This window comes from Zobellia sp. 1_MG-2023 (assembly GCF_030549125.1).
Taxonomy (GTDB): domain Bacteria; phylum Bacteroidota; class Bacteroidia; order Flavobacteriales; family Flavobacteriaceae; genus Zobellia; species Zobellia russellii.
Window position 1 is genome coordinate 155,056 of sequence record NZ_JAUOSY010000002.1, and the last position, 12,016, is coordinate 167,071.

The 12,016-nt window shown below is 38.1% G+C and carries 8 protein-coding genes; all 8 read right to left on the bottom strand.

Annotated elements, in window-relative coordinates; genetic code table 11:
• Window positions 1–5 precede the first annotated feature (5 nt).
• On the bottom strand, window positions 6–473 hold the full coding sequence (locus tag Q4597_RS04780; RefSeq protein WP_213829558.1) for a DUF305 domain-containing protein: 468 nt from the start codon (window positions 471–473) through the stop codon (window positions 6–8).
• Window positions 474–496: 23 nt separating this feature from the next.
• The gene (locus tag Q4597_RS04785; RefSeq protein ID WP_303404954.1) at window positions 497–2,998 is read right to left on the bottom strand and encodes a heavy metal translocating P-type ATPase; all 2,502 of its coding nucleotides are present in this window, start codon (window positions 2,996–2,998) and stop codon (window positions 497–499) included.
• Window positions 2,999–3,005: 7 nt separating this feature from the next.
• Window positions 3,006–3,521, bottom strand: coding sequence for a DUF3347 domain-containing protein (locus tag Q4597_RS04790; protein ID WP_213829556.1), 516 nt, complete (start codon window positions 3,519–3,521; stop codon window positions 3,006–3,008).
• A gap of 15 nt (window positions 3,522–3,536) precedes the next feature.
• Window positions 3,537–4,757, bottom strand: a complete 1,221-nt coding sequence (locus Q4597_RS04795; protein ID WP_213829555.1) for a TolC family protein — start codon at window positions 4,755–4,757, stop codon at window positions 3,537–3,539.
• Window positions 4,754–8,500: an efflux RND transporter permease subunit gene (locus Q4597_RS04800; protein WP_303404956.1), complete on the bottom strand. Its 3,747-nt coding sequence runs from the start codon at window positions 8,498–8,500 to the stop codon at window positions 4,754–4,756. Before Q4597_RS04800 ends, Q4597_RS04795 begins: the two co-directional genes overlap by 4 nt.
• Before the next feature lie 119 nt (window positions 8,501–8,619).
• Complete coding sequence (locus Q4597_RS04805) at window positions 8,620–9,039, bottom strand: HYC_CC_PP family protein (protein WP_303404958.1); 420 nt, start codon at window positions 9,037–9,039, stop codon at window positions 8,620–8,622.
• Between the two features lie 115 nt (window positions 9,040–9,154).
• Entirely contained in the window at window positions 9,155–10,399 is a 1,245-nt protein-coding gene (locus tag Q4597_RS04810; RefSeq protein ID WP_303404960.1) for an SEC-C metal-binding domain-containing protein, read from the bottom strand.
• Window positions 10,400–10,579: 180 nt separating this feature from the next.
• Complete coding sequence (locus Q4597_RS04815) at window positions 10,580–11,824, bottom strand: site-specific integrase (RefSeq protein ID WP_303404962.1); 1,245 nt, start codon at window positions 11,822–11,824, stop codon at window positions 10,580–10,582.
• Window positions 11,825–12,016: the final 192 nt, after the last annotated feature.

A 12,016-nucleotide genomic window follows, 5' to 3' on the forward strand; every position in this document is an offset into this window, starting at 1 on the left:
TCAAATTATTTATTTTCCAATCGTTCAATCATCTGCTTCATTTCTTCAATTTCCTTTTTTTGTGCCTTGATGATATCCTCTGCCAGTTTCTTCACTTCAGGGTCTTTAATATCAGCACGTTCACTCGTTAAAATTGCAATAGAGTGATGTGGAATCATAGCTTTCATCCATAGTATATCACCTACTATTGGTGCTTGCACTCTTACTAAACCGAGAGCACCCACAAACAGAACTAAACTACCTACCAGAATTACAATATTCTTCTTTTTATCGTTATACATTTTTCGCATAAAAAACCACATTATTACTGCCATTGTAGCAATGCCAAGACAGACCATATAAAAACGGGTCAAGCTAAAAAATACGTGGTCTAACGAGTAGGTATTTAGATACATTGTAACGTACATTGCAACAAATGAGCACGCCAGCATTATGTAAAAAGTTTTATAGTTTCCTTTGTTTGAATCTTCCATATTCCTTTTGTTTTTAGTGTGAATTATTTAATTGATTTTGTTCTTAATCTTAGTGCGTTAGCAATAACCGATACGGAACTGAAACTCATTGCTAAAGCGGCAATCATTGGGGATAAAAGGATTCCGAAAAATGGGTAGAGTAAACCGGCTGCAATTGGTATACCCAACGTATTATAGATGAGGGCAAAGAACAGATTCTGCTTGATGTTCCTCATAACAACATCGCTTAGATTTCGTGCTTTCACAATACCGTGTAAGTCGCCCTTAACCAATGTAAGTGCTGCACTTTCAATCGCTACATCTGTTCCCGTTCCCATTGCTATACCAACATCACTTTTTGCCAATGCAGGCGCATCGTTAATACCATCACCTGCCATTGCGACTACGTGTCCATTTTTTTGTAGTTTTTCAACTTCCTGTAATTTATTTTCAGGTAACATTCCTGCTTTGAAATCAGCAAGATTGAGCTCTTTTGCCACGGCTTGGGCTGTATCGTGATTATCGCCTGTAAGCATTATGACATCAATATTTTTGTCCTGCAATGCTTTGATAGCTTTGGCACTTGTTTTCTTGATTTTATCACCTATAACAACATATCCAACAGTCTTGCCATCAATAGCCAGATAAGAAACCGTCTTGCCTTGCTTTTGATAGGTTTGTGCCTCATTTTCCATAGCCTCTGAAAGTTTCGCATTTGCTACTTCCATCATTTTAGTATTGCCCAAAGACAGTTCTTTTCCATTGACCTTTCCTTCAACACCCTTACCAGTTACAGCATTGAAACCAGTTGCCTTTAGAAATTCAGTTTGTTGTTCCCTTCCGTATTTAACTGTTGCTTCAGCGAGTGGATGCTCACTTTGGCTGTTCAGGGAAACGATATATTGTAGTACTTCATTTTCAGTAAAGCCATTATCAAAAGACCCCACTTTTTCAACTGTCGGTTTACCTTCCGTAATTGTTCCCGTTTTGTCAACTATGAGTGTATCTACCTTGTCCATCTTTTCGAGGGCTTCAGCGTTTTTGATTAGCACCCCATTTTGTGCGCCTTTACCAACACCTACCATTACGGACATTGGTGTGGCAAGACCCAAAGCACAAGGACAAGCGATTATTAATACAGCGATGGCATTGACCAAGGCATAAACATAGGCTGGCTCTGGCCCCCAAATTGCCCAGACCGCAAAGGTTATCAGGGCAATTATGACCACAACTGGTACAAAATATCCCGAAACCTTATCTGCCAAATTCTGGATGGGCGCACGGCTGCGACTAGCATCGTTTACCATATGGATGATTTGGGATAATAGCGTGTCTGAACCAACTTTTTCAGCTTTCATTAAAAAGGACTGATTTCCATTGATTGTTCCGCTACTGACCTTATCGTCTACGATTTTGTTTACGGGAATCGGTTCGCCTGTAATCATCGATTCGTCAACGGAAGTTTCCCCTTCGGTCAAAACACCATCCACAGGAATCTTATCGCCTGGCTTAACTCTTAGAATGTCGCCTAATTCAATATCATCGATACTTACTTCTTTTTCTTCGCCATCGACTATTTTAATGGCTTTATTAGGTGCTAGCTTCAATAGCTCTTTTACCGCGGAATTGGTCTTACTGTGAGCACGAGCTTCAAGTAACTGCCCCAAAAGGACTAAAGTGAGGATTACAGTAGCAGCTTCAAAATAGACGTGAACCGTACCTGCTTCGGTCTTAAATTGGTCTGGGAAAAAGTCAGGTATAAGCATACCTATTACACTAAATAACCAAGCTACACCAGCACCGATTCCAATGAGTGTAAACATATTGAGATTCCAAGTTTTAATACTGCGGTAGGCACGTTCAAAGAACATCCAAGTAGCATAAAACACGACTGGAATGGAAAGCACAAACTGAATCCAATTCCAATACTTCAATTCCAGAATATCATATAATGGATTATTGGTCAGCATTTCCGACATTGCTATTAAAAAGATGGGCAATGTAAATGCCACGGCAACCCAAAACTTTTTAAGTAGTTTTCTATAGGTCTTTTCCTCTGCGGACATATCGGGTTCCATTGGTACTAAATCCATCCCGCAAATTGGGCAGCTTCCAGCTTCATCCTTTACGATTTTTGGATGCATGGGACACGTATATTGCGTTACGGAAGAAGTTGACAAATTTTGTTCTTCGACTAAATCCATTCCGCAGACAGGGCAATCACCTGGCTTGTCATAGGTTTTGTCACCCTCGCAATGCATCGGGCAATAGAACGTTCCCGTTCCTTGCCCTTTTGCTGCTTTCTCTTTTTTATCTACAACCTTATGATGTTCGCCTAGAGTGTGAATACTGTACGAACCACCATCTTGCTTCAAAGCTTCCTGAAACTTCTCGATGGGAATATGGGATTCCATTTCGATGACCGCTTCAGCTTTTTCCAAATCTACGGATACGTTAGTCACACCTTCCACATTGGAAAGTGTTTTATCGACGTGAGTTTTGCAACCGTTGCAGGTCATTCCGTGGATGTGATAGGTGTGTTTCATTTGCTATCTAATTAATAGTTTCAGAAATGCGACCACATTTTAGCATCTTATTCCCATAATAGGGATTACGAATTTCTTCATCTTTAGATAGCCAGTAACCGCCTTTATTGTTAAAGGCCATTGGGCAAAATTGTTTATAGACCTCACCACTAGAAAGTGATGCAGCTACCACATCAGTCATCTTTTCCGTAACATCGGAAAATATAGTACGTTGTACTTCAATATCAGTTGTTTCTGAAATTTTAGAGAGCATACCTTTTAAATCTGCATCATCCGTGTTTTCCATTAACATTTTTGCCCCAGATTGAGCCTCATTGAAATCTGATTTTACCAATGCGGTCTTTAAATGAATGTAGTGTTGAAATTGTTTTCCAACCTTATCATCATTAAAGGTTAATCCAGCTGTCTTGGCAGTCTCAGTAACGGAATCTGAATTTTTGTTGTCATTTTTTGTTTCATTTTTACACGAAACCAAACTTGCGATAGCAAGCATTAATACTGTTGTCTTAAATAGTGTTTTCATTGTTATAATTTTAGATTATTGATTTATTAAATAATTGATGACGGCAGATTGCACATAGTACATTTGCACCGACACGATTTGATTAATTTGAAATTTTAGTTGTAATTCTTGAATGTCTAGTACATCGTTAAAATCTATTGTCCCCGTTTCGTAATTCTTTATCAGAATTTCTTCAGCATTCTTGGCTTGGTTAAGATTTTTTTCCTGAGTATTGAATTTTATCCGTGCTTGATTACGTTGTGATTTTGCTTTTGCGAAAGCCGTTTCCAACGAATTTAATCGCTCATTTTTTTGAGATTCTATTTCCTGTTGTCGCAACTTGTTTTGCTTGGAAACAGAATTATACTTATTGTTGAAAATGGGTATGGAAAGTGTAACCATTGGCATCACTATATCCTTTCCGTTATCGTTAAAGTTCATCGCTGGTCGCTCTGCCACGGGAACATAGTCTAGCCCAAATCCTAGATTTGGCGCACTTTCTTTTTGATTTAAAAGTTCTGATTGCTCTACGGATTTGTAGAGCTTGTCGTATTTAAGCAGTTCAGGATTGAGGGACAATCCTTCATCGCTAAAAACAGGGTCTTCCGATGGAATCATCATTTCTGGAACAACATCAACGACAATATCTTCCTCACGATTCAGCAGATTATTGAACACGGTTTGTTCTGCGATATATTCTTCTTGCAAAACTTCCTTTTGTTGTTGCAGTTCGTTTTGTCGAATTTGCAAACGCAATACATCTACGGCTGAGGCTTTCCCGACTTCGACTGATGTTAATGCCAAACGCTCGTATGTCTGCAATAATTGAATATTATCGTCCAGCACATTTTGTTTTTTCTTGTTGGAATACAAAGTGTAATACGATTGGGCGACGGAAAGCGCCAATTTTCGTTTGGCAATAGCAATTTCCACAAATTCGGTTTCAGCCATTGAACTGGCATAATTTTCCCTTGCTGTAATTGTTCCGAACCAAGGCAACATTTGAGATATTGAAAATCGTGCACGCTGAGCACCTGTTCTCGTTTCTGGTTCGCTCACAAAGTAGCCTGCACTAACGGTAGTGTTTGGCAATGTGTTAACCTCATTTATCCTTTCTTGGGCAATATTATACCGCAATTCATAGGCTTGAATCTCTGGATTGTTCGCCTCTGCTTCCTGAATGTAAGACTGTAATTCTTGTGCTTTCGCGAAAGAGGAAACAAGCAAAAGACATACTATGATTATTATATTTTTCATTTGCTCGCTCGTTTTAATTGAAATTCTTTTTTCATACTGAATAGCACAGGAACAACAAACAGCGTAATCAATGCTATAAGCATCCCACCGAAACTTGGTATGGCCATCGGTATCATTATATCGCTTCCTCGACCAGTGGATGTCAAAATGGGTAGCAATGCCAATATGGTCGTTGCTGTGGTCATTAGGCAAGGACGAATTCGTTTTTCGCCAGCTTCTACAATGGAATCACGAATTTCATTCTTGTTTTCAGGTGTATTTCGGTCAAACGTTTGTGTGAGGTAGGTCGCCATCACAACACCATCATCAGTAGCAATACCAAACAGCGCAATGAATCCTACCCATACTGCTACACTTAGATTTATAGTTTGCATCTGAAACAAGTCCCGCAGATTTTCGCCAAAGAAATTGAAGTTTAAAAACCAGTCTTGACCATAGAACCATATCATTAAGAAACCACCTGCGAAGGCAACCGCAATTCCCGTAAATACCATTAAAGATGTAGCTACCGAACGGAATTGGAAATAAAGAATCAAAAAGATAATGACAAGTGCCAATGGAACAACCACGGATAATGTTTTCTCTGCGCGTAATTGATTTTCATACGTTCCCGTAAACTGGTAGTTGATACCTTTTGGAACGGTTAATTCGCCATTATCGATTTTTGCTTTTATTAACGCTTGGGCATTTTCTACGACATCTACTTCGGCAAAACCGTCCAGTTTATCAAAAAGGACATAACCCACTAAAAAGGTATCTTCACTTTTTATAACCTGTGGGCCTAGTTCGTAACGAATATCTACCAACTCACCCAGAGGAACAGGATTTCCTTTTTCCACAGGTACGTAAATATTCTTCAAGTCCGTGGGGTTTTCTCGCAATTCCCGAGGATAGCGTACACGTACCGCATAACGTTCCCGACCTTCCACGGTTTGAGTTAGAGGCATTCCGCCAACGGCTACTTGCAAAATTTCCTGAACCTGCATTATTGAAATACCGTACCGGGCCAGTTGCTCTCTGTCAATATCAATTAGCAAATAAGGCTTACCTACGATTCTGTCTGCAAATACAGCTTGTTCTTTGACCCCTTCCGCCTGTTTAAGAACTGCTTCAAGCTGAAGACCAAAATCTTCGATTTCGCTCAAATTCTGGCCTTTGACTTTAATACCCATGGGCGCTCGCATTCCTGTCTGTAACATCACTAATCTAGTTTCAATGGGCTGTAACTTTGGTGCTGAAGTAATGCCGGGTAGTTTTGTGACCCGAACGATTTCATTCCAGATATCATCTGGACTTTTGATTTCAGGACGCCAATTTCGATAGTACTCACCATCATCGTCAATAATCAATTCATCTCGTGTAACTGTTGTCTGTAATTGGGACGCTTCATAGTTTTCACCTTCCTCTATTTCATTATTTGGATTGATAATTAACCTACCATTTTTGAGAACAAAAAGACCATCATCATTGACTTTGTAACGTTGATGTTTTCCTTCCGAATTCATCATATATTCAGACTTGTACTGAATGATATTTTCATACATCGATAGGGGTGCAGGGTCTAGAGCAGATTCCGTTCGTCCAGACTTACCAACGACTGTTTTTATTTCAGGGATAGTGGCGACTGCCATATCCAATTGTTGTAGAATTCGTTTGTTTTCTTCAACCCCTGCGTGTGGTAAAGATGTTGGCATTAACAGGAACGAACCCTCGTTTAATGAAGGCATAAATTCCTTACCTGTATTCTGCATTATAAGAACACCGAATATGATTATAGCCGTTGGTACGGAAAGAAATAGAAATTTATTCCGTAAAGCCCATCTTAAAATTCTTGTATAATATTTGCGGAAGACCCAAAATGTACCAAGCAATCCAAAGCACACGATACTTACAAAAATGAGGTTCATTGCAATACTTCGGTCAAAACCTAATGGTCGCCAGTATTCAGCCAATAAGAAAACAATGGCTACCGATGAAATGATGATATTGACCAAATTAGCTTTCTTTTCGGTCAGCTTTCCTTGTAGTCCAGCGATTCCCGAAGCACCAAAGGCAATCAATATGAGACCTAACCAGAACCCATATATCATTGCGATTATCCCCGCAATTATCAAAGAAATATTAAGTATGTATTTGAATGGGTTTTTGAGGCCTTTCTTTCGGAATAAAAAAGCTGCAAATGGTGGGATTAAAAATAGAGCGACAATAATAGACGCTGTAAGTGCCATTGTCTTGGTAAAGGCTAACGGGCGGAATAATTTCCCTTCAGCACCTACCATTGTAAAGACTGGAACAAAGCTAATAATGGTGGTTAGTACAGCCGTAAGAATTGCACCTGAAACTTCTGTGGTCGCATTGTAAACTACTGTATTTATAGGCAGCTTATTTCCTTCAGAATCGGTGTTTTCCATATCCAAATGCCTAATAATATTCTCGGAAAGAATTACGCCCACATCAACCATAGTGCCTATGGCAATAGCGATTCCGGAAAGTGCCACAATGTTTGCATCTACATCGAAAAGTTTCATCGCAATAAAAACCATCAATACCGCAACAGGTAATAGACCAGAAATTAAAACAGAGGCTCGTAGGTTAAAGACCATTATGATAATGACAAGAATGGTAATTAAAATTTCGAGCGTTAACGCTTCATTCAGCGTACCTAAAGTTTCTTGAATAAGTTCGGTTCGGTCATAAAACGGAACTATGGTAACTTGTGAAGTGCGACCATCGGCCAATTCTTTAGAAGGTAGTCCAGCACTTAAATCGTTAATTTGGTCTTTAACGTTGTTAATGACTTCCATAGGATTTGCACCATATCGAGCCACAACCACACCGCCGACAACTTCAGCACCCTCTTTGTCAAGAATACCGCGTCTTGTAGCTGGACCTAAATGGACTTTGCCCACATCCTTTATCCTGATAGAAGTGAATTCTTTAGAGGTAACTACCGCGTTTTCTATATCTTCTATGGACTTTACATAACCTAGACCACGAACCAGATATTCAGCTTGGTTCATTTCCAAAGTCTGAGCACCGATATCCTGATTACTATGTTTAACGGCTTTTACAATATCAGATAGCCCAATGTTGTACTGGCGCATCAATTCCGGATTCACGTCCACTTGATATTCTTGAACATAACCACCAATAGAGGCAACTTCTGAAACACCGCTTGCAGATGACAAGGCATATTTCACGTAATAATCTTGGATGCTACGAAGTTCCTGTAAGTCCCATCCACCTGTAACATTGCCATCCTTATCACGGCCTTCTAATGTGTACCAGAAAATCTGTCCCAATCCCGTGGCATCTGGTCCTAAAGCTGGGTTAACACCATCTGGCAATAGACCGCTTGGAAGTGAGTTGAGTTTTTCCAGAATTCGATTTCGTGACCAGTAGAATTCTATATTTTCTTCAAAAATGATATAGATGCTCGAAAACCCGAACATTGAGGAACTTCTAATGGTTTTTACCCCTGGTATTCCCAATAAGGAAGTGGTAAGCGGATAGGTAATTTGGTCTTCAATATCCTGTGGCGAACGTCCTTGCCATTTGGTAAAGACGATTTGCTGATTTTCGCCAATATCGGGTATGGCATCCACGGCCACAGGGTTACTAGGCAGAATGCCAGTTTCCCAACCAAAAGGTGCATTTACAATACCCCAACCCACAAATAGGGCGAGCATCAGTACCGCAACGAGTTTGTTCTCGATTAAAAATTTTATGCTTTTATTGAGCATATAGAATGATAATTAGACAGTTATACAAAAGTTGGTCTTGATGTAGTTCTGAAAAAAGACCACAACAAAACAAGCCCAAAACGGAAATACCGCAGGGCGAAAAGGTTACTGTCTAAAAATCAAATTAGATATTTCTCGTAAAGGGTCTGGATGTCCCGTTCGACAAAGGGGGGCGAATAATCCTTGAAAGGAACGATGTTTTCATCAAGTCCTTCAAAGCGATTGATATATGTGTAGAAAAATGTTGCAACAAAAGTTTGTTGCTCGAATGTAAGTTTATCGAAAGATGTTTTTAAGTCTTGATTGCCTTCCTTAACAAATTGTTGGTCAGTACAACAATCTTTTTCAGTCATCGAAGGATTTTCGCAACTTTTAGCGGGTTGTGCTTTTTCCATACCACAACTTTCCGCTTTCGTAAAAACCGAAAAGTCAACTAAAGAATCCCCACAATAGTGCATATCAACTGTAAAGGACATTGTAGTAAACAACACTACAAATGCCATCAAAATGGATAATATTTTATGGAAAATTTGCTTCATTTAGTATGTAAAGTTACAAAAATTTAACAGTTTATCTTTGGATTAACAGAATTTTAATTTTGATTGGAGCAGCTTTTCAATGATTTATCCTCATAATATTATTCATATTTTTTAATTACTTAGCTCTATTTCGAGCTTGAGCAAGATGACAATCCTTAAAAGGTTTACCGCTTTTGCAAGGACAAGGGTCATCTGGAGACATAAACATTTCCTTTACCATAAAATCTGATTCCCCTTCGAATTTACCTTCCTTACCTGTATGAGCTATATTGATAATTTCTTCTAATTCAACCTCTTTTCGTTTTATCTCTGCTTCGGATGGTTTGAGTCTTCGAGTAAGTTCCATATCGAAAACACTATCCCAAATTCGATATGTTTCCGAATCTTTATTTGGTGGCTCATTGAACACTTCCCTTTCCTTATTTAAAGCCTTAAATTTTTTGAAATCTTCTTTTAATTCAGGCAATGTTAAAAAGAATGTATCACTAGGTTCTACGGCAAAAAATAGATTTTTTAGAAATTTGTCGTTGGTGCTAAACACTCTTGCAAATGGTGCATAAAACAGATATTCCAAATCCAAAAGATTTGTCAATCGCTCACCGCACAATGAATTGTTAATTCCAATATAATAAAGACAGACAACCTCGTAACAATACATCGCATAACTAGCCATACTTCGTAAATCTGGATACGACCCATCTTTCCATCTCGATTCAATAGTCTTTCGAAAATCTGGATTTATTTCAAAATAATCCATCGTGAGATTTAAAATATCGACTGGCTCAATTTCGATATAAAGGCGTTCTTTCAACCTTTCTTTTAGACTTAAAAACTTTTCTTTATTTGAAGGCTTATGGTCTCTTATTTTAATGTCTTTAAGGTGGTCAAATTTCGACTTGAATGTTATTACCACATCGTCATCCTTGGATTCTGTCCGCCATACATCGGCAATAATTTCGTCCGTTGTGTCAAACTCGCCCCTTTTCCATCTTTTTATAGATAACTCTTCTTCTGTCTCAACAAAAGTCATCCCCTTTTTCGTAGGTGTATTTATAGATTTCTGAGCACTTAAAAAAGGTCTGTTATCGGCAGTTGTAAATTCGCCAGTTAAAGATTTTTCAACCAGCACTTTATAATTCATATTTACGTATGCATTGTACGGAAACATTTTTTTTGCCAAATCTGTAACTTGGTCTTTGGGTGCTTTTCTGCCTTCTTTTTCTTCTTTGGCAAGGTCACCCAAAATTTCTGAAACCAACAAGGGTGTAACATTGACGATATAATATTTATGTAGTTCAATTATATCTTCGTAGTTGAGGCCTTGAAATGTTGATTTATCTAATACTATTGGTATTGACATAATTTTATTTTAATATCACGTTTCCACGCAATCTAACCGTGTCCAAAATAGTTAAATTAAACTAATGTGAAAACGCATCTAAAATTAAAATCAAGGGTTTGGTATAAACGTTTTGGATATTAGGAAAAAGTATTCATCCAAACACAAACACTTTTACTAACACCTAAATCATTAAATTTTTCAAACAGCTTTTTCCATTTCTCTTTGACTTATTTTATCCCTCAGAAGTGCCATATCATCACTTACCTTTTTCTCAACTACCCTTGCATATATTTGAGTTGTAGACAGCTTAGTATGACCTAATAATTTTGAGACCGTTTCAATAGGAACACCGTTGCTCAAAGTAACGGTAGTCGCAAATGTATGTCTAGCCATATGAAAGGTTAAGTTCTTCTTGATACCGCACAGGTCAGCTATTTCCTTTAAATAACTATTCAATTTTTGGTTTGAAAGCTTTGGAAGAAGGTGTGTGCTACTCTGGGTTCTGAGGTGGTCTTTATATTTATCAACTAAGGTCTGTACTTGATGCAATAACGGAATTTTGAACGGTGTACCCGTTTTAACCCTTTCGGCCATTATCCACGGATTACCGTCTATTCCAATTACAATATTGTTGCTAGTCAACTCTACAATATCACTATATGAGATACCTGTATAACAACTAAAAACGAACAAATCTTTGACAACTACCAGACGCTCAATAGAGGAGTTCAAGTCCTCGATACTCTGTAACTCTTCAACTGTCAGAAACTCACGCTCTTTCTTTTCAATTTTCATTTTAAAGTTGACAAAAGGGTCTCTATCCAACCATTCCATTCGATAGGCTAAGGTTACCATTCTACGAAGACGCTTAATATGCTTCATAGCAGTATTATTGCCTATTTTACTTTGTCCAGGTTTCGGAACGTAAGAGCGCAGGAAATCCTCAAACCCTACAATAAAACTATAATCTAGCTCAGATAGAAAAATATCCGTTTCTTCATACTCTTTCAAAATATACTCTAGCATATATCTTTGGCTAGTTTTATACTGACCCAATGTATTTTTATGCAGTTTGTGCTGCATCTTTTCATTATAGTAATCAATCAGATTTTGAAAAGAAAAGCGTTTTTTGTCTTCGCCCAGAAATCTCGCTTTTACCATTTGGGAAGTAAATGGTTTTTCTTCCTTTTGGAAGTCCTCGTAAATTCGATAAATCTTTGATTGTACCTCGTTCAAATAAAGATTGAGAATACGTGAATCTTTACCGGTTCCATTAGCCCTTTGGGTTTTCTCATCCCAAGTGGTAATTTCAATTTTCTTTTTAAGGCTAATGTTCACGCGCTTACCATTTTGGGTAAGTCGAACGTAGATGTTTGCCTTGTTGTTTACAGCACGTTTACCGTACACCCAAAACAGTACTGAAAATGTTGATGAAGTTCGCATAGTTGTCGTCTTTTAATGGTTAAACATTACTGGACGAAAGTCAAATCAACTATATTAACTATGAGTAAGTTACGTTATTCTGTCAACATAATTTTGATAAAGAAGATATGTTGACGATTTGTGACCTTTTAGATGCAAATGATATCAAATTATATGATTGCTCTAAAAAAAGAAAACCTTGTAAATCATAGG